At 65.5% G+C, this 19106-nt stretch carries 13 protein-coding genes; 7 read left to right on the forward strand and 6 right to left on the reverse strand.

Going from position 1 to position 19106, the window contains the following annotated elements:
• The first annotated feature begins 138 nt into the window (after positions 1–138).
• Positions 139–681 (forward strand): NUDIX hydrolase, encoded by a 543-nt coding sequence (locus ACK1X7_RS24585; RefSeq protein WP_413115637.1) that lies wholly within the window; start codon positions 139–141, stop codon positions 679–681.
• Here ACK1X7_RS24585 and ACK1X7_RS24590 read toward each other — a convergent pair.
• Complete coding sequence (locus ACK1X7_RS24590; protein ID WP_398158411.1) at positions 678–1994, reverse strand: hypothetical protein; 1317 nt, start codon at positions 1992–1994, stop codon at positions 678–680. The two genes, ACK1X7_RS24585 and ACK1X7_RS24590, sit on opposite strands and share 4 nt — an antisense overlap.
• A gap of 83 nt (positions 1995–2077) precedes the next feature.
• Between ACK1X7_RS24590 and ACK1X7_RS24595 the strand changes: the two genes are divergently transcribed.
• The 3 genes from ACK1X7_RS24595 (at position 2078) to ACK1X7_RS24605 (ending at position 7761) form a co-directional block, all read left to right on the forward strand.
• The gene (locus ACK1X7_RS24595; protein WP_385138702.1) at positions 2078–2599 is read left to right on the forward strand and encodes an ATP-binding protein; all 522 of its coding nucleotides are present in this window, start codon (positions 2078–2080) and stop codon (positions 2597–2599) included.
• A gap of 1312 nt (positions 2600–3911) precedes the next feature.
• Positions 3912–6587: an ATP-binding protein gene (locus ACK1X7_RS24600; RefSeq protein WP_413115638.1), complete on the forward strand. Its 2676-nt coding sequence runs from the start codon at positions 3912–3914 to the stop codon at positions 6585–6587.
• Between the two features lie 37 nt (positions 6588–6624).
• Positions 6625–7761, forward strand: a complete 1137-nt coding sequence (locus ACK1X7_RS24605) for a hypothetical protein (protein WP_413115639.1) — start codon at positions 6625–6627, stop codon at positions 7759–7761.
• Positions 7762–7887: 126 nt separating this feature from the next.
• Here the strand turns inward: ACK1X7_RS24605 and ACK1X7_RS24610 are convergent, their stop codons facing one another.
• From ACK1X7_RS24610 to ACK1X7_RS24625, 4 genes are all read right to left on the reverse strand, one after another.
• Positions 7888–8568, reverse strand: coding sequence for a hypothetical protein (locus tag ACK1X7_RS24610; RefSeq protein WP_413115640.1), 681 nt, complete (start codon positions 8566–8568; stop codon positions 7888–7890).
• Positions 8569–8975: 407 nt separating this feature from the next.
• On the reverse strand, positions 8976–9716 hold the full coding sequence (locus ACK1X7_RS24615; RefSeq protein ID WP_413115641.1) for a zinc-binding dehydrogenase: 741 nt from the start codon (positions 9714–9716) through the stop codon (positions 8976–8978).
• Positions 9713–9982 (reverse strand): alcohol dehydrogenase catalytic domain-containing protein, encoded by a 270-nt coding sequence (locus ACK1X7_RS24620; protein WP_413115642.1) that lies wholly within the window; start codon positions 9980–9982, stop codon positions 9713–9715. The genes ACK1X7_RS24615 and ACK1X7_RS24620 overlap by 4 nt, the downstream gene beginning before the upstream one ends.
• A gap of 338 nt (positions 9983–10320) precedes the next feature.
• The gene (locus ACK1X7_RS24625; protein WP_413115643.1) at positions 10321–10713 is read right to left on the reverse strand and encodes a hypothetical protein; all 393 of its coding nucleotides are present in this window, start codon (positions 10711–10713) and stop codon (positions 10321–10323) included.
• Positions 10714–11000: 287 nt separating this feature from the next.
• On the opposite strand from ACK1X7_RS24625, the gene ACK1X7_RS24630 reads away from it, so the two are divergent.
• The gene (locus tag ACK1X7_RS24630) at positions 11001–12359 is read left to right on the forward strand and encodes an MFS transporter (protein WP_385138696.1); all 1359 of its coding nucleotides are present in this window, start codon (positions 11001–11003) and stop codon (positions 12357–12359) included.
• Between the two features lie 146 nt (positions 12360–12505).
• Positions 12506–13597: a DUF1152 domain-containing protein gene (locus ACK1X7_RS24635; RefSeq protein ID WP_413115644.1), complete on the forward strand. Its 1092-nt coding sequence runs from the start codon at positions 12506–12508 to the stop codon at positions 13595–13597.
• Between the two features lie 244 nt (positions 13598–13841).
• On the opposite strand, the gene ACK1X7_RS24640 is transcribed toward ACK1X7_RS24635, so the two are convergent.
• Positions 13842–15023: an ABC transporter permease gene (locus ACK1X7_RS24640; RefSeq protein WP_385138690.1), complete on the reverse strand. Its 1182-nt coding sequence runs from the start codon at positions 15021–15023 to the stop codon at positions 13842–13844.
• Between the two features lie 110 nt (positions 15024–15133).
• On the opposite strand from ACK1X7_RS24640, the gene hrpA reads away from it, so the two are divergent.
• Positions 15134–19069, forward strand: coding sequence for an ATP-dependent RNA helicase HrpA (gene hrpA, locus ACK1X7_RS24645; RefSeq protein WP_390793790.1), 3936 nt, complete (start codon positions 15134–15136; stop codon positions 19067–19069).
• Positions 19070–19106: the final 37 nt, after the last annotated feature.

Consider the following 19106-nt stretch of genomic DNA (forward strand, 5'->3'; position numbering starts at 1 on the left):
AAGCCCCCTCCCGGTCCGTCCGGAGGGGGCTTCTTCGTCGGCGCAGCGGCGATGTCTTACAGCTCTGGTACACACCGTAAGAGCGCGGGCCCAGGGAGTGAAATGCTGGGCATCGCGTCGACGAAGGGGAGTGGCCTCATGCGGTGGACCGTCCATGGCGAACGGCAGATCTACAGCAACCCTTGGGTCAACCTGTGGCTCGTCGACGTACAGCAGCCCGACGGCCGCCGCTGGGAACACCATGTCGTACGCATGCGGCACCTCGCCGTCGCCGCCCTGGTCGATGGCCACAAGCGCGTCCTGATGATGTGGCGCCACCGGTTCATCACCGACGCCTGGGGCTGGGAACTGCCCATGGGACTCATCGAGCCGGGCGAGACTCCAGAGCAGGCCGCTGCCCGCGAGGTCGAGGAAGAGACCGGCTGGCGGGCCGAGGGAATGAAGCCCCTGGTGTACGCACAGCCCGCGAACGGGATCACCGACTCCGAGCACCATGTCTTCCGAGCCGACGGAGCCACCTACATCGGGCCGCCGACAGAGCGGAACGAATCGGACCGGATCGAGTGGATCCCCCTCTCGGAGATAAGGGGGATGATCGACCGCCGCGAGATCGTCAGCAGCGGCAGCCTGGTCGGCCTGCTGTATCTGCTGCTGGACGAAGGGACCAAGAGCGCCGGCTAGCCAAGTGACTCTCGCATCCGCTGCTCGAACCTGATCACCGGCGCCTCGCGGGCATATGGAGCCAGACGGCGATGGAATTCGTGGATATGCCCGGCGACCCGAGGTGAGTCGATCACGGCACTCAGATCGAGTGCCAGTCCAGCGCTGTGGCACGCGTCGCCGAGCTTGCTCTGCTCGAGCTGGGTGCTGGCGAGCCAGAAGGCGTGGAGGGCCCGTCCGCGCTGCTGTGCGGACGCTTCACGGCGCAGTCCCTCGGCGATGAGAGGTTCGGCTCGTGGTGCCTCACCAAGACGGGCCAGGGCGATTCCGCTGTCGATGATGAGCTTGGTCTCGTCGAAATAGCGCACCCAGGAGGGTGCCTCGTCCGTCCGGCCGCGTGCACGTTCGAAGAAGTCGCGAGAACGGTCGATGGCCTGATGGCAGGCGGAGGCGTCGCGAAGAGAGGCATGGGCGAACGCTTCGCGCAGGTGCAGCATGGACATCACCAGAGGCTGGTCGCCGATCCCTCGGGCGACGTCCTGTGCCTTACAGGCGAGAGCGATGGCCTCTGCTGGATTGCCGTCATAGGTGGCTTGCAAGCTCATGCAGGAGAGCACATTGGCCATGAAGAGGCGATCTTCCTGCCCCAGCGAGAGGCCCAGGGCTTGGCTGAAGTAGACACGTGCTGTGCTGTACTGACAGGCATCGAAATAGGCCCAGCCCGCGAGGCGGGCCAACTCTGCGGCGAGGGATCGAAGGTCCCGGCCCAGAGCCTCCCCGGCATGCCGCATCACCTGTGTGACGTAGGTGAGGTTGCCGACGACCGCAGGCCGCAGGGGCGCGCCACCGTGCTGGTCGTCCCGACGCCAGTAGTCCTCTACGGAGGAGCGCAGCGCGGCGAGCGTGGAGCGAGTGACCTGCGAGTCGGCCAGGGGAAGTAGGTGATCCAGGCTCTCCCCGGCGACAGGGTCGGCAGCCGCTGCCCCGTGCGCAAGCCGTGACTCAGGGGCCGGGCTCCGCTCGTTCTCCGGAGCCGACGCGGGAACCTCCCAGGGCCGGTGCGCCAGACCCAGCATCGCGCCGGGGATGCGCAGCCCATCGGCGACTCTCTCGATTACGTCGATATGGGCCAGACCACGACGTCCAGCCATGATCTCGCCGACTCTGCTGGGCGTCATGCCGCAAAGGGCGGCGATACGCGAGGGATAGATCCCTGCTTTGAGCTTGACCATCTGGAAAATGCGGGTGAAGTCGCGCTTCTGGCATGCGTCCTGCCACTCAGGGCTGGCCAACAAGGCTGGTGGCAACGCCCCCTGAGGCTGCGGTGCGGGCACTCTCGCCCCGCTCCCTCGTCCCACGGAAGCGGGCTGTCCGGGCGGTCAAGCGACCATGATTTTACCCACGTTGGGTAATCAACATGACCTGTTTCGGTGACGACCGCTGCGATGAGCTGGCCCCCTGGAACCACCCACGACGAGGGGACGCGATGCTCCCGATGACCAACGACAACCAGCAGCAGATCACCGCCCAGCGATGGGCGATGCAGTTCACCTCCACGCCCAGGTGCGTCCGTCTCGTCCGGAGCCTGGTCGACAAAACCCTGCTGAGCTGGGGCTACGGACGAGAAGACATCGACCGTACGGTCCTGGTGTGCAGCGAGTTGGCGACCAATGCCGTGCGGCACGGCCACCGGCGCGGTCACCGCTTCGAAGTCCGCCTCAGCGGCGAAGGCGCCACGTGCCTGGTCGAGGTCTCCGACGCCCTCAGCCGTCGATTGCCTCGCCTCATGGAGACCAGCGACGAGGACGAGCACGGCCGAGGGCTCCAACTCGTCTCCGCACTTGCCAAGGAGATGGGGCACCGCGCCCGCAACCCCATCGGCAAAACCGTCTGGGCCCGCCTGGCTCTCCTCACTCCGGAGGAGGACACCCGTGCATGAGCTGATCGCCGCTCCATTCCTTGTCCATCGTCTCCTGATGAGTCCCGGCAGCGCCGATGCCGCCCGGCTCCCGGTCACCGCGTACCGGGAGTTGGAGACGGCCGCAGGCTCCGTTGCGGTATCACCCGGTTGGTTGGTGGAGATGGCGCACTAGTCACCGGAGACTCGCCCCTTCGGCAGACCACGGTCAACCGAGCCCCCAGGCACCTCGCGACCGGGCTCCGGCACCACCTGAAAAGCGGAAGGGCACCGGCTCGACCCCGGCCCCAGCCACCGCAGCCCTCACCAGGGCATAGCCCCCTCCCGGTTCGTCCAGAGGGGGCTTCTTCGTTGCCCGTGACGCCTACGGCTGACGCCAACGGCGCCGGATCTACGCCAACCGGTCCGCCAGGCGGCCGAGCGCCTTCCGCTGCTCATCGAGCGAGGCGTGGGCGTGGACCTGCATCGTCAAGCCATAATCGCTGTGCCCGGCGATCTGCTGGACGACGTGCACGGGAACGCCAAGATCGTGATGCAGGTGTGGCGCAGATCATGAAAGCGTCAGGCCAACGGCTACTGAGTTACAACCTTCTCTACGGGTTCAAGACGCCGCGCAAGCGCGGCGCGCGCGGCCCGGCCCCTGGCCGCGCCGCGCACACAGCAATCAGCCGCTTGACCTTGGAGATTGATGCCTCCGGCGGGGGCGCTCAGACTCCGGGATGGACGGGGCGCCATACGCAGGTGCGAGTTATTGGTGGCGTGCGCGGGGAGCTCCCATCCCGTCTGCCGTCGACCCAGGCAGAGCCGAGCGGGCGCGGCCCCTGGCGTCCAGGTCGTTCGTACAGTGGCGCTCCACCTGGACGCCAGGAACCACGCCCGCTCCACGGTGTGTGGGTCGACGGCAGACGGGATGGGAGCTGGGGTAAGTGGTGAGTTGAGGTCGGAAACCGAAAGGCCCGCCAGCGTGACCACATGGATGAACCTCGGGTCAAGGAGTAAAGATCAGCCACCGAAATCCCTGCCGCGTCCGATGCCGTCGGGCTCAGAGACCTGGCTCACCGGCTTTGCGCTCCGAGCTCCCACGAGCCCCTTGAGAGTGGTGGCAACCGCTGACCCCGATCGACGAGCCCTTTACTCAGCTCATCGAGATCAACTCCAGCCAAGATCGAATAGCTGTCTGAAATTAATTCACACTAACGAGTGGACTGGGCCTGTTCAGAGGTAAGCGGCATGACATAGGCTCGTCAGCCGGCTCGACTTGACTGATCGTCACTGATCTGGCTGCGACGCAGCGGGGGCGGCTGCGAATGAGCGTGCGAATTAGGGGGCAATGATGGATCCGAACAATGACCTGGAGCAGCCGGCATCGGGCGAGCAGATCGAAATTGGCGTAGCCGATTTCGTTGAGGCTTCCAACGATCGCAGCGGATCAGTGGCTGTTCGGATATCCCTGGGAATCATTCAGCGCTTCTCCGAAGGTCTATACAGTTCCCCTAACAAGGCATTCGAGGAACTCGTCTCCAACTCTTACGATGCAGGCGCGAGTCAGGTTTGGGTATACATGCCATCAGACCTGGAGCCGGCAGACTCTACCCTAATGGTCGTAGATAACGGCGACTCAATGGACTTGGGTGGCTTGCAGCAACTCTGGGAGATTGGAAAATCGCGTAAGCGTGAGCAAGGGTTCGTGCGCGGACGCCCCCCGATTGGGAAGTTCGGTATCGGCAAACTCGCCACTTATGTGCTTGCCGAGGAGCTTACATATATTGCTTGCCGAAGCGGTAAGTATCTCGCGGTGACTATGGATTACCGCCAAGTACAAGGGGAGATGGACGACCCTCAGTCTCTCCAACTCCTCGTTGCAGAGCTGACTCAGGCGGAGGCTGAGCAATCTCTGCGAACCGCCCTTAATAATATGTACATGGGGTCAAGTTCTCTCGTACTGGAAAAGCTCTTCTCGGATGAAAGTACACCGCGTAGTTGGACAGCGGCAATTATGACAGACCTAAAAGATACAGCTCGGCACATCCAGCATGGAAGGCTCCGCTGGATCCTTTCAACCGCCTTGCCGCTTAATCCTGGTTTCCAGCTTTGGCTCAACGACGGGCCGATTATTCCGTCGAAGGCTGCAGGGAAAACGCACTGGACTTTCACCGTCGGAAAATCGGAAGATGAGCTTCGCGACGGCAAGAGTCAAGTGACGGGAACCCAGCACACAATCGATACCGCCGAGGGCACTCTGCCCGCCTTCCGCCTACCTCTGGCAGGGAACGTTTGGGGCTCGGCTCGTCTCTTTGTAGAATCCTTGCAGAAGGGAAAGAGTACCGGCCTGGCGAGAAGCCATGGATTCTTCGTGCGCGTACGAGGCCGTCTTATCAACCTCGATGAGTCAAGCTTCAATGTAGGCCCCGAACTCCATCATGGGACACTGACTAGGTTTCATATGGAGATTAACGCGGACGACCTGGACAGGCTCGTGGCTAGCCCCCGTGAAAGCCTTCAGGACTCTCCGGAGCTGCGAGAGCTACGCAAATACATGCTTGCAGTCTTCAATCGAGCTCGTAGCGTGCTTCTACAGATGGACGCTCAGGACCCAATGCCCTACCTCACGAAGCAGGGTCGCATTTCGGATCCTGCACCTGTCCTGACCCAGGGTCCACTTAGGCGAGCCTTGGACAAAGTCGTAGGCGGTGACGAATCCGCGCGCGAAACGATGGGCATGAGCCGTCGCGAGGTCTCCCAGACAAACGACGTCCTGGCCAGCGAGGAAGACGTTCTCGAACAGGTCCTCATCGAGCCGTACGGTGAAGACTCACGATTGGTCCGCTACGATCCTGAGCGTAAGGCTGCGGTCCTAAACGAGGAACACCCCTTCATCAGTAATTACATCAGCGAGAAGGGCCTGAGCGAACCACTGAAGCTATTGGCGCTAACCGAGCTTCTTACACAAGCATACATGTTCGACGAAAACATCGCCTCAGACGTGGTTTCACGGGTCATGGCCAAACGTGACGCATTTCTACGAGACCTTGTGAAGAGGCATCCCCGTTCGGCCTTTGTTGTGGCCAGACAACTTCTGGATGCGAGCAATCAGGAAAAGGAACTAGAAGATGCTGTCGCGGATGCCCTCACCATTCTAGGGTTCTCCGTCCAGAGGGTGGGTGGCAACGGATCCGTCGATGGAATTGCTACAGCACATTTGGGTCGTCGGGATGGAGCCGAGAACGAAAGCTACGCTCTCACATATGACGCCAAGTCAAGCGGACGAGAAGCAAGAAGAATCTTGGATTCGACGGCAGTAGTGGTTCAGGACGAACTCTTTCCAACACAGGCCACGAAGACTCCCCGCATCCAGGCGGGCACCGCACGGACGTCGATTCTGCGTGTACACCGCGAACGAGCTAAAGAGAAGCACGGACTGAGAGTTGAACCGAAGTACACTCTGTTGGTCGCTCCAGGCTTCCAGGGTGACGGCATGGATGAAAGCCTGATTGAGGCCATATGTCGAAATGATGGAATCACGCCACTGACAGTTGAGGATCTGTCGCGGCTGGTTGAGCTATTCCCCATTCGCGGCGTCTCACCCCTAACTCTTAGAGAGCTTTTCGAGTGCCGCAGCCCCGAGGAAAGCAGAGCGTTCGTCGAGCGACTTGAGAAAGCAGAACCCCCTCAGGCGCCCCCGATTGATCAGATCGTGAATCTTCTTGTGCAGTATGCACTCAGGAGGAATCCGATCACGATAAAGGACCTCATCACCGGCCTATTCGAGCGCTCAAATTACGAATATGAGCCACACGAGGATGAGCTCGCTGCTGTTATTCGAGGATTAGCGGCACTAGCCCCAAATAGCATCTACTACGACGGAACATTCGTTGCCCTTAACTCGACACCCGAGACTTTGTATCAAGAGTGGGGGGCATCTCTTGCTAGTTACCCGACTGGGGTTTCCGAATCCTACCGAATGACGGTCCCCAGCTCATTGCGTCAAGTAATTCAGGAAGGCATCTAGAATGGCTCGCGCTTCGGTTCACCCTTTTCCAGCTCGAATGGCACCCGAGTTGAGTGAACGTTTTCTTGATGGGCTTCCACAGTCTTCGGTAGTGCTGGATCCGATGATGGGCTCAGGAAGTTTTCCCCTCGCGGCGGCGGCTCGAGGACATTTAGCAATTGGCTGCGACAGCGACCCTCTAGCCGTTCTAATTTCCCAGACTGCCGCTGGCAGCTTCGACGAGGTAGCTCTTCTCGACGAGTGCGAAAGGATCGTATCAAGCGCAAAAAATGGACAAGGAATCTTGGCATATCATGACGCCGAGACTAAAAAATTCATTGATTTCTGGTTCGATTCCGAGACGCGCGACAAATTGGCTGGACTGGCAGCCGGCATTTTTGTCGCACCTTCTGAGCTTCAGGCACCCTTATGGTGCGCCTTCTCGCGGCTAATTATTACCAAGGATAAGGGTGCCTCAAAGGCTCGCGATGTATCACACTCGAGACCCCACCGAGTACGCGACGAAGCAAGTTTTGACGTTCTAACACAGTTCCCAATCTCCTTGCGGACAGTAATTCGGAGGTCGGGAATCCAGTCGAAAAAAACACCCGGTCAGCGAGCGGCAACGCCAGGAACCTTTGTCCCCTTTCGGGCAGACGGCAGGGCGATTCCGCTAGGTGACCGAAAGGTGGATGCGGTCATGACGAGTCCTCCCTATCTCGTGGCCATCGACTACTTGCGAGGGCACCGGATGAGTCTCGTCTGGATGGGATACACCATTGGATATCTGCGAAGTCTTCGTTCGAGCAACATCGGCAGCCAGCGCGGATCCGCAGCAGATGAGGAAGGCGAAAGAATTCGCCAGCTAGCCCTCAGTGGCGATCTCGCTGAACGCGAGCTAAGACTCCTCAATCGATACATTGCCGATATGATGAGTCTTATTTCTGAGATTTCTAGAGTTCTTCGCTCGGGAGGGTTGGCTACCTTCGTTATAGCTGATGCCCGCCTGAAAGGTGCCAACGTCTCGGTCGAGAAGATCATCACGGAACTCTGTGGATATTCCGGCCTTACCGCCGTGGATCGCCTCTGTAGAGACATCCCCGCAAATCGCCGTTATCTTCCCCCGCCTCGCGAATCGGGAGGGGCGATGGATATGCGGATGCGGGAAGAGATCATCTTGCAATTTTCACAATAGAACAAGAAGTATGTTTAATGATTTGTGCCAATTAGAGCCTGGGAACCTGGCGTGCCACGGCAGGTAGCCCATACCAGCAGAGTCCAGAGCAGGTTCGATGCCCGCCAGACCCAGTGATTCCCAAGCTCAAGGCACGTCCACTCCACCGTTCAGGTCGAACAGAAGCCATTCGAGCCAGGCCGCTGTCACAACAAGGGGATCAGCCCATCTGTGCATCGCATCCGCATAGGCGACATATCGAGTGGCCCAGCAGTTGCTACCAGCCGCTTCCCCGCTGTACCAGCCCAACGCGTTGAGCGACTGCAAGACCCGGTCATCCAGGATCAACGACCGGTCGCACGTAACCTCCCGATCGTCCACTGCGGCGAGCCACTTGGTGAGGAAGGACCGTCTCACACCAGCGAGCTTGAACTGACGGTATGCGCCGCTCAGATCTCCGGTTCGAACAGACCGACGTGTCGTCTCCAGGACATGAGGAAGGCGTGGGTCGGACAGAGCGGCAGCGGTGTAACGAGGACCGCGTCCGTTCGTGGTTCCCGAGCCCCAGATCATGGCAGCTAAGAGGTCCCGTAGCCCCTCGGGGCTGTCGCCAGCCAGCTTCCTCAGAGCAGCCAGGTCTTCACGGCTGATCATGCGGTCTCCGATGCGGTCTCCGTGTAATCCGCTGGGGTCCTCAATGCCAAGATTCAGCACGTGTGTCGCTTGACGAGGCTCCAACCATGGACGCCAGGTCTCCGGGCGAAAGCGCACTGCTGGTGGCCGTCGCTCCCGATGAAGGTCAACGAGCGGTCGTAGGCGCTCGACCATGCCCCCTGTGCTGTCATGCCTTCAGCACGCCGGCTTCTCGGTGGATGTACGCGGTACAGCAGCGAAGTACAGCAACCACCGCGAACGCTGCCGATCGCCACCAGGCCCGGGCGACCGCCCGACCAGCCCAGCAGACCTCACTGACCGCCCCGCCGGTCGTTCGGGACGAAGAGGTCGCTTGACGCCAGTTCTGACGCCAACGGCCGCGTACGCCGACGCCAGCAACGGACGTCAGCGGACCGCCTAGCCAGGCGAAACGGGCACCGACAGCGGCCTTACTCGGCCTGAAAAGCGGAAGGTCGCCGGTTCGACCCCGGCCCCAGCCACCGCAGCCCTCACCAGGGCAAAGCCCCCTCCCGGTTCGTCCGGAGGGGGCTTCTTCGTTGTGGCGTGCATGGTCTGCGCGGTCAGGGGCGGATCAGGACGGTGCCGACCTTGCCGGGGCGTACCGCGTGCTCCACGGCACTGGCCAGGTCGTCGAGGCCGTATGTGGCGGCCACGTCGAACTGCTCCGTGAGGGCCAGGGCGATCTGCTTGGCCGTGGCGATGTCGGACGACCGCCGCTCAGGGGATGACTCAGCCTGCCACCCGCTGATGATGTTCTTCCCGCACAGCGTCAGGGACTTGCCGACCAGCGTCGACGCATGCACCGAGATGGGCTCCTCGGCGATCATTCCGTAGCTGACCAGCTTCCCGCCCGGCGCCAGCAGTTCCACAAGGCTCCTCGACATCTCTCCCCCGATCGGGTCCAGGGCCACGCTCACCGGCCGGCCACCGGCGGCCTTGCGGACGTCATCTGCCCAGCCCGGCTGTTCCGTCGCCACGACCCGCACGTCCGGGAACCGCTTGCGCAGCTCGGCCGCACCGCGCTCACTGCGGACGACGTTGATGAGCCCGAAGTTGTGGAACTGCGATACACCCGTCATCAGCCGCCCGACCGACGAACCCGCGGCGGTCTGCACCAGAACACCGTCGTAGCCGAAGGCCAGGTGCTCCTGCGCCACACGGCGCAGCATCACCACGGTGAGCGGGTTCGTCAGCATCTGTGCGGCGACCGCGTCCGGCAACGTCTCCGGAACGGCGACTACCGCCTCGGCATCCGCCACCAACCACTGGGACCACGCCCCTTGCTGGGGGAATACCGTCACGCGGCCCCCACCTCGACACCCGGCGCCAGCCGCGCGCCCGAGCCGATCGCCTCCACCACCCCGGTGGCCTCGATGCCCGGCGTCACCGGGTCCGCGGCCTCCCCCGGGTATGCCTCGATGGCCTGGAGATCACCAGGGTGTACCGGGAAGGCCGTGGTGCGGATGAGGACCTGGCCACGCCCGGGTGCCGCCGGCTCGGGCTCCTCGATGGCGGTCAGGACGTCGGCGGGCGACCCGCCACGGGTGTAGACGACACGCCGGTTCATGGCTCTCCTCCTGCACGGTGGTACGTGCGGGGCGTACCGGGGGCATCGATCGACGTCCCGCAGGAGCAGGTGCTTTTTGAGGGGCCGACCGCCCAGGCGCATGGCCGCCCGACCTCGCGCTGCCCTCCTCATCTCACGCTCGCACGGTGGGCGACCAGCGGCACAGCCGAGTAGGCCGATCGGTTCTCTGTTCGACCCCGACCCCGACCCCGGCCCCGGCCCCGGCCCCGACCACAACCGCTCTCACCAGGGCATAGCCCCCTCCCGGTTCGTCCGGAGGGGGCTTCTTCGCTGGGGTGGCCGGTGCGTCGCTGTGGCCCCGCTGCGTCCTGTGTCGATCAGACGTAGGCGCAGATGACGAAGACGCTGATGCCCACGTTGTCGGTGGTGGTCTGGCGGCCCAGGCCGATCCAGCCGGTGCCGTCGTCGGTGGGGAAGCTGCCGACGAGGATGGCGTCGTTGCCCCGGGCCTCGGCGCCGCCGCCGATGGCCTTCTTGCCCTCGGGGCAGTACACCGTGCGCCGCTGGAAGTTCGGGACGTTCTGATTGGGCAGGGTGACCAGCTCGTATCCGGGCACCCCCTCGCCGGGCCGGGGGACCTCAGGGGAAACTGACGCCTCGGGGCGGTGGGAACCGGTCGTCTGGTCGCCGCCGTCCTGTGCGGCCCACGCGGCGCCTGGCGTCAGAGCCATGGTCAGTGCGGCGGCAGCGATGACGAGCCTTCCACGCATGTGTGTCTTCTCCTTCGTCACGGGCCCCTGGACGGGACCGACACCGTGAAAGCGTGACCAGGCGAAGCGGAGAGTAAGGCATGAAAGTATGCAAATCCCACGAACGTGGGACGCGTAAGAGGCGTACGGGTGCAGCTTCCCCGAGCGGCCGAAGACCGCCGGTTCGCGCAGTGTCCCGGTGAGCGGAACGTCGCCATTCCCGCCATGAGAACCAGCGGCGAACAATCCCCGAACACAACCGAGCCGCAGGTCTTGATCCCATCCGAAGCGGCCATTGGAGAGCCGACATGGCAGACGTGAAGGGCACCCCGAGCGAAGTACGCAAGGCAGCGATCGCAAGTTTGTTCGGTAGCGCATTGGAGTGGTACGACTTCTTCCTCTACGGCACGGCCGCCGCGCTCGTCTTCAACACCCTCTTCTTCCCGACCTTCAATCCGCTGGTGGGGACGATCGCCGCCTTCGGCACCAACGCGGTGGGGTTCCTCGCCCGGCCGTTGGGCGGCATCATCTTCGGGCACTTCGGGGACCGGATCGGCCGAAAGTCGATGCTGGTGACCACCCTGGTGATCATGGGCGTCGCGACCTGTCTGATCGGCCTGCTGCCCACCTACGCCACCGTCGGGGTCTGGGCGCCGGTGCTGCTGGTGACGCTGCGGATCGTGCAGGGCATCGCGGTCGGCGGCGAATGGGGCGGCGGGGTGCTGATCGTCAGCGAACACGCACCGAGCCACCGCCGCGGCTTCTACTCGGCCTGGAGCCAGACCGGCGTGGGGCTCGGGTTCGTCCTCTCCGCCGCCGCCTACGCGCTGGCCCAGGAGGTGACCACCAAGGAGTCCTTCCTCGCCTGGGGATGGCGCATTCCGTTCGTGGTCGGCATCCTGCTCACCGCCGTCGGACTGCTGATCCGGCTCCGGATCATGGAGACACCCGCGTTCCAGGAGAAGGAGTCGGAGCCGAAGAAGTCCGCCCCGCCGCTTCTCGACGTCATCCGCACCCACCCCAAGTCCATCCTGATCGCCTTCGGCGCGCGGGTGGCCGAAACCGGTGCGAGCTATCTCTTCCTCACCTTCAGCCTCTCCTACGCGTCCGAGATCGGGGTGGGCAAGGGCGTGGTGCTGGCCGCGCTCGTGGTGGGGATGCTGTTCGAGTCGTTCGCGATGCCGATGTTCGGGGCGCTCTCCGACCGCGTCGGACGCCGACCGGTGTATATCGGGGGCGCGATCGCGGTGATCGTCTGGGCGTATCCGTTCTTCGCGTTGTTCGACTCGCGCAATCCGGTACTGATCTTCGTGGCGATCTTCGTGGCGGTCGTGATCGGCCACGGGGCGATGATCGGCACCCAGCCGGCGTTCTTCACCGAACTCTTCGCCAGCCGGGTGGCCTACAGCGGGCTCGCCCTGGGGCATGAGCTGGCGTCGATGATCGTCGGCGGGTTCTCCCCCATCGTCGCCACCGCGCTGCTCGCCTGGTCGGGCGCGTCCTGGCCGATCGCACTGTTCCTCATCGTCATGGGCCTGGTCACCGTCTTCGCCGTGGCGGCCGCTCCCGAGACCAACCCGAATGTCATCGGGGACCGCAAGGCCCCGCAGGAGGCCGAGGCGGAGGAGAAGCCCAAGCCGTCCGATTCATCGCCGATTCCTTCATAACCGGCCTCCATAACCGCATAACCGGTCGCGCCCCGCCCCGCCCGCCGCCATTGCGGACGGGCGGGGCGACGGCTGGGCGATACCGTCGCACTTCGGATGCGCCCGAAGTACGACGGTATCGTCCGTTCCGGCCGTAGGCTGGGCCGATGACGCGGTTGATCGTGGCGGGGGGAGGTGGCGGGGACGCCGTTGCCGCCGCGGTGATCGACCAGGCTCTGTACGGGCACGGGACGGCCGACGACCGGGCGGTGGTCCTGACGTACGCCTGGGACCGGCTGCTCGTCGACCCCGTACCCGGGCCCCGGACAGCGGCCCACTTCACCGGGCTGCGGGCGCTCACGCCGAGCGTGTACGCCGTGCCCAAGGACGCGAGGCCGGTGGCGCCGGCCGGGTCCACCCTGCCCCGGCTGGCCACCGAGCTGCCGCACACCTTCGCGCTGCTCGACCCCCACCACGGGGTGGAGGGCATGGTCCGGCAGTTGGAAGAGCTGATCGAGCACCTGGCCCCGGCCTCCATCGACCTGCTGGACGTGGGCGGCGACATCCTCGCGCGAGGCGATGAGCCGACGCTGCGCAGCCCGCTCGGGGACGCGCTGTCGCTTGCCGCGTGTGCGCAGGTGGCCGCCGAGATCCGGCTGCTGGTCGCCGGGCCGGGGCTGGACGGGGAGATCCCGGTCGAGGTGCTGCGCGAACGGCTGGGGCCGGTGATCCATACGCTGACCGCCGAGGACGTCGCACCCATCGGCCCCGTCATGGAGTGGCATCCGTCGGAGGCCACCGGCATGCTCACGGCCACGGCGCGCGGCGTGCGCGGGCTGTGCGAGGTACGGGACGCGGGGCTCACCATTCCGCTGACGGACGACGGGCCCATGGTCCATCAGGCGGATCTCGACGCCGCGTTCCGCCGGAACCGGCTCGCCGGGGCCATCGCCGACACGACCGCCCTCGCCGAGGCCGAGCGGCACTGCCGGGACATCTGCGGATACTCGGAGATCGACTACGAGCGGGAGAAGGCCGCGCGGTCCGGGGCGGCGCCCGAGGGCCCGTTCCGGCCCAGGGCCGTACTCGCCGGGGTCGCCCGCTTCGCGGAGGAGGCCCGCGCCCGCGGGGTGAGCCACACCACCTTCCGCCACCTCACCGAGGCCCTCGGCCTGAGCGGTGTCCAACGCGCGGATCTGCGGGCCCTGCTGATCGGGACTCAGCCGGAGCGGTACGACGCCCCGCTGTGGCGGCTGTGATCGCCCGGATGGGCTATAGTTGATCTCGCAACGCCGCCCCAAGGGGGCGGGAGTTGATGCGTCGGTCGTCTAAGGAAAGATACTCGTCTCCAAACGAGGGATGTAGGTGCAAGGCCTGCTCGGCGCTCCTTAGAAGGTCCCTCCCCCGGTCTCCGGGGGAGGGACTTTTTCATGTGCCCGCACCGCGCCGGACCGCATCCCCATCGCACCGCACCGCACCGCACCGCACCGCACCGCCCAACCCTCAGCACCGCGTCGGCGTCGCCTTCGGCGGCCGCCCGCCCGGGTGGCGGTGCCGCCAGGTCCAGAAGACCACGGCGGACACCACACACCAGCCCCCCAGTACCAGGAAGGGGAAAGAGTGCTGGTGATGGGGGAAGTAGATCGCGGTGTGCTGGGCATTGACCGAGGCACCCGGTGGGAGCCAGCGGCCTACGGTGCCCAGAAGGGAGGGGAGCAGCGGCCAGGAGACGGCGCCGCCGGAGGACGGATTGCCGAGGATCACCATCAAACCCCAGGTGGGGAGGAGCGCCCAGCGCCCGAAGAGGACGTTGAACATGGAGAACACCAGCCCCGAGGTGAACATCGTCAACGCCAGGATCGCCCACGACTCCGCGAAGGGGAGCCGGAGCGAGTTCAGCCCCCAGTCGACGATCGCCGCGATCGAGAAGGCGCCGAGCAGGGCGTACGCGAGGTTGAAGGTGATCCGCTCGGCCGGGTTGAGCTCGGCGGCATTGACACTGAGCTGGATGGCGCCGAGGAAGCCGATGATCGTGGCGGCCAGGGAGATGTAGAAGACCGCGAGTCCACGCGGATCGCCGGGCTGTAGCGGTTTCAGATCCCTCACCGTGACGGGCACCCCGGAGGCCCGGCCCACCTTGCCGGCGGCCTGGCTGAGCACTTGGGCCACGGTCGCCCCCGCCGCGCCCGCGACATCCAGCTCGACGCCATGGCCGCGCGCCCGCAGGATCGCGAAGACCCGCTGCTCCTCCAGGGCCCAGCGGGCCTTCGCATAGCTGGGGTAGGGGTGCAGCTTGAGGGACGCGTTCAGGGCCTTCTCCATCCCGGCGAGGAACCGGTTCCGCACGGCGGAGTCGTCATCGGTGATCACGACGGCGGTGGGGATGTTCCGGGGGGTGGGATTGGCGAAGGCGAAGGTGTACGAGCCCGCGAAGAGCCCCGCGCCCGCGGAGATGAGCAGCACGATGACGGTCGCGGGGAAGAAGGCGGTGCGCTTGAACCGGGCCCAGGGGGAGAGCCGGTCCGCCCCGCCCCTGCCCGCGTCCGCGCCGGTCGCGCCTTTGCCCTCACTCGCGTCGCTCCTGCCCTCACTCGCGTCGCCCTTGCCTTTACTCGCGTCGCCCCCTCCCCCGCCCCCGCTCGCGTCGCCCCCGCCCGCGCCTGCGCCGCTTTCGTCGTCCGCCATGCGGCCACGCTAGAACGGACAATCCCGGCATACCGCACGACGTGGCCCGGACAACACCCGGCGGAAATGGTTCGCCAGTCGTTTTGCCGAGGTGAGATCCTGGGATCCGTATGTCCACCACGCCTGCCCCCGCCCTGCCCGCCCTGCTGGAGCGGCTGCCCGAGCTGATGCTGCGCGACCAGCAGCGGCTGGGACGCCGGCTCGACGGCGCGCGCCGGATCCGTAAACCCGAGGCCCGAGCGGCCGTGCTCGGTGAGATCACCGAGGAGATCACGCGTGCCGAGCTGCGGGTCGCGGATCGCCGCGCCGCCGTGCCGGCCATCACCTATCCGCAAGAGCTGCCGGTCAGCCAGAAGAAGGACGCGATCCTCGAGGCCGTCCGCGATCACCAGGTGGTGATCGTCGCAGGTGAGACCGGCTCCGGGAAGACCACCCAGATTCCGAAGATCTGTCTGGAGCTGGGGCGCGGCGTCAAGGGACTTATCGGCCATACGCAGCCGCGCCGTATCGCCGCCCGCACCGTGGCCGAGCGCATCGCCGAGGAGCTGCGGTCGCCGCTGGGCGAGTCCGTGGGCTGGAAGGTCCGCTTCACCGATCAGGTGGGGCAGGACACCCACGTCAAGCTGATGACCGACGGCATTCTGCTCGCCGAGATCCAGACCGACCGCGAGCTGCGCCAGTACGACACGATCATCATCGACGAGGCCCATGAGCGCAGCCTCAACATCGACTTCCTGCTGGGCTATCTGGCCCAGTTGCTGCCCCGCCGCCCCGATCTCAAGGTCGTGATCACCTCCGCCACCATCGACCCGGAGCGCTTTTCCCGCCATTTCGGCGACGCGCCGATCGTCGAGGTCAGCGGGCGTACGTATCCGGTCGAGGTGCGCTACCGCCCGCTGCTCGAGGAGGGCGGCGAGGACAGCGACCGCGACCAGATCACCGCGATCTGCGACGCGGTCGACGAGCTCCAGGCCGAGGGGCCCGGCGACATCCTGGTCTTCCTCTCCGGTGAGCGGGAGATCCGCGACACCGCCGACGCGCTGAACAAGAAGAAGCTCCCGGTCACCGAGGTCCTTCCGCTGTACGCCCGGCTGTCGCACGCCGAGCAGCACCGGGTCTTCCAGAGACACACCGGCCGCCGGATCGTGCTGGCGACCAACGTCGCCGAGACCTCGCTGACCGTCCCCGGTATCCGCTATGTGATCGATCCGGGCGCCGCCCGGATCTCCCGCTACAGCCATCGCACCAAGGTCCAGCGGCTGCCCATCGAGCCGATCTCCCAGGCCAGCGCCAATCAGCGCAAGGGCCGCTGCGGCCGGACCAGCGACGGCATCTGTATCCGGCTGTACTCCGAGGACGACTTCCTCACCCGCCCGGAGTTCACCGACGCCGAGATCCTCCGGACCAATCTGGCCTCCGTCATCCTCCAGATGACCGCCGCCGGCCTCGGCGATATCGAGAAGTTCCCCTTCATCGACCCGCCGGACCGCCGCAACGTCAAGGACGGCGTCCAGCTCCTGGAGGAGCTGCACGCCCTGGACAGCAAGCAGAAGGACCCGCGCAAGCGGCTCACCCAGGTCGGCCGGAAGCTGGCCCAGCTTCCGGTGGACCCGCGGCTGGCCCGGATGGTGCTGGAGGCGGACCGCAACGGCTGTGTCCGCGAGGTCATGGTGATCGCGGCGGCGCTGTCCATCCAGGACCCGCGCGAGCGCCCCTCGGACAAGCAGCAGCAGGCGGATCAGCAGCACGCCCGGTTCAAGGACGAGTCCAGCGACTTCCTGGCGTTCCTCAATCTGTGGAAGTACATCCGGGAGCGGCAGAAGGAGCTGTCCTCCTCCGCGTTCCGCCGGATGTGCCGCAATGAGTTCCTCAACTATCTGCGCATACGCGAATGGCAGGACATCTACAGCCAGCTCCGCACGGTCGCCAAGACCATGGACATCCATATGTCCGAGCAGGACGCGGCGCCCGACCATGTGCACACCTCGCTGCTGGCGGGGCTGCTGTCCCATGTGGGCCTGAAGGACACCGAGAAGAACGAGTATCTGGGCGCGCGCAGCGCCAAGTTCGCGGTCTTCCCCGGCTCGGCGCTGTTCAAGAAGCCGCCGCGCTGGGTGATGTCGGCCGAGCTGGTGGAGACGTCCCGGCTGTGGGCCCGGGTCAACGCGAAGATCGAGCCGGAGTGGATCGAGCCGCTCGCCCAGCACCTGGTCAAACGCACCTACAGCGAACCGCACTGGGAGCAGAAGCAGGCCGCGGTGATGGCGTATGAGCGGGTCACGCTCTACGGGGTGCCGATCGTCGCCCAGCGGAAGGTCAACTACGGCCGGATCGACCCGGAGACCAGCCGCGATCTGTTCATCCGCAACGCCCTGGTGGAGGGCGACTGGCGCACCCACCACCAGTTCTTCCACGACAACCGCAAGCTGCTCGGCGAGGTCGAGGAGCTGGAGCACCGGGCCCGGCGCCGCGACATCCTCGTGGACGACGAGACGCTCTTCGACTTCTACGACCAGCGGATCCCCGAGCATGTGGTCTCCGGCGCGCACTTCGACTCCTGGTGGAAGCACAAGCAACGCGAAGGAGGGACTGCGCCGGAGCTTCTCAACTTCGAGAAGTCGATGCTCATCAACGAGCGGGCGCAGGACATCACCAAGGACGCCTATCCGGACTCCTGGCGCCAGGGGAAGCTCAAGTTCAAGGTCACCTACCAATTCGAGCCGGGGGCGGACGCGGACGGGGTCACCGTCCACATCCCGCTTCAGGTGCTCAACCAGGTCACCGCGGACGGTTTCGACTGGCAGATTCCGGGGCTGCGGGAGGATCTGGTCACCGAGCTGATCCGCTCGCTGCCCAAACCGGTGCGCCGTCACTACGTCCCGGCGCCGAACTACGCCAAGCGCTTCCTGGAAAGCGCTGTCCCCCTCCAGGAGCCGCTGACCGCGGCGCTCGGCCGTGAGCTCCAGCGGATGGTGGGCGTACGGATCGAGCCGGAGGACTGGGACCTGGCGAAGGTCCCCGACCACCTCAAGGTCACCTTCCGGGTGGTGGACGAGCGGCGCCGCAAGCTGGCCGAGGACAAGGACGTGGAGGTGCTGCGGCAGCGGCTGCGGCCGAAGACCCGGGCCGCGATCTCCAAGGCGTTCGAGTCCTCCAAGGAGGGCGTGGGGATCGAGCAGCGCGGCGGACTGACCCGGTGGACGGTCGGGACGCTGCCGCGCACCTTCGAGACGCGCCGCGGCGGCCAGCCGGTCAAGGCGTATCCGGCGCTCGTCGACGAGGGCGCCTCGGTGGCCGTACGGCTCTTCGACACCGAGGCCGAGCAGCGGGAGGCGATGTGGCGGGGGACGCGCCGGCTGATCCTGCTCCAGTTGCCGTCCAGCCCCGTCAAGTTCGTCCAGGGCAAGCTCTCCAACCAGGCCAAGCTGGCGCTCTCCAGCAGCCCGCACGGCGGGGTGCAGGCGCTCTTCGAGGACTGCGTGGCCGCGGCGGCCGACCGGCTGATCGCGTCCCGTGGCGGCCCGGCCTGGGACGAGGAGTCGTTCCGCAAGCTCTTCGACGCGGTGCGCAGCGACATCACGGACGCCACGCTGGACACCGTGCGCAAGGTCCAGGAGGTCCTGGCGGCCTGGCAGTCGTGCGAGCGGCGGCTCAAGGACACCAGGAGCCCGGTGCTGCTGCCGTCCCTCACGGACATCAGGGAGCAGCTCTCGGAGCTCATCGCACCGGGTTTCGTGACCGCGCACGGCGTACGGCGGCTTCCGGACCTCATGCGCTATCTGGTGGCCGTGGACCGGCGGCTTCAGCAGCTTCCGGGCAACGCCGACCGGGACCGCGCCCGGATGGCGAAGGTGCGGGAGATGCGGGACGAGTACGCCTGGCTGCTGGAGCAGTTCCCGCCGGGGCGCCCGGTGCCCCAGGAGGCGCTGGAGATCCGCTGGATGATCGAGGAGTTGCGGGTCAGCTACTTCGCACACGCCCTCGGTACGGCCTATCCGGTGTCCGACAAGCGCATCGTGAAGGCCATCGACGCGGCGGCGCCGTAAGGGTGTCCCAGGGGCTCCGGCGGCCCGCCGGAGCCCC

The organism is Streptomyces sp. CY-1 (assembly GCF_047218265.1).
In the GTDB taxonomy this organism is placed as follows: Bacteria; Actinomycetota; Actinomycetes; order Streptomycetales; family Streptomycetaceae; genus Streptomyces; species Streptomyces niphimycinicus.

Excerpts from the sequence above, each read along its gene's own strand:
- ACK1X7_RS24585 (WP_413115637.1), top strand. The coding sequence starts at position 139 with ATGCGGTGGACCGTCCATGGCGAACGGCAGATCTACAGCAACCCTTGG.
- ACK1X7_RS24595 (WP_385138702.1), top strand. The coding sequence starts at position 2,078 with ATGACCTGTTTCGGTGACGACCGCTGCGATGAGCTGGCCCCCTGGAAC.
- ACK1X7_RS24635 (WP_413115644.1), top strand. The coding sequence starts at position 12,506 with ATGACGCGGTTGATCGTGGCGGGGGGAGGTGGCGGGGACGCCGTTGCC.
- ACK1X7_RS24605 (WP_413115639.1), top strand. The coding sequence starts at position 6,625 with ATGGCACCCGAGTTGAGTGAACGTTTTCTTGATGGGCTTCCACAGTCT.
- ACK1X7_RS24630 (WP_385138696.1), top strand. The coding sequence starts at position 11,001 with ATGGCAGACGTGAAGGGCACCCCGAGCGAAGTACGCAAGGCAGCGATC.
- ACK1X7_RS24610 (WP_413115640.1), bottom strand. The coding sequence starts at position 8,568 with ATGGTCGAGCGCCTACGACCGCTCGTTGACCTTCATCGGGAGCGACGG.
- ACK1X7_RS24620 (WP_413115642.1), bottom strand. The coding sequence starts at position 9,982 with ATGAACCGGCGTGTCGTCTACACCCGTGGCGGGTCGCCCGCCGACGTC.
- hrpA (WP_390793790.1), top strand. The coding sequence starts at position 15,134 with ATGTCCACCACGCCTGCCCCCGCCCTGCCCGCCCTGCTGGAGCGGCTG.
- ACK1X7_RS24640 (WP_385138690.1), bottom strand. The coding sequence starts at position 15,023 with ATGGCGGACGACGAAAGCGGCGCAGGCGCGGGCGGGGGCGACGCGAGC.
- ACK1X7_RS24600 (WP_413115638.1), top strand. The coding sequence starts at position 3,912 with ATGGATCCGAACAATGACCTGGAGCAGCCGGCATCGGGCGAGCAGATC.
- ACK1X7_RS24625 (WP_413115643.1), bottom strand. The coding sequence starts at position 10,713 with ATGCGTGGAAGGCTCGTCATCGCTGCCGCCGCACTGACCATGGCTCTG.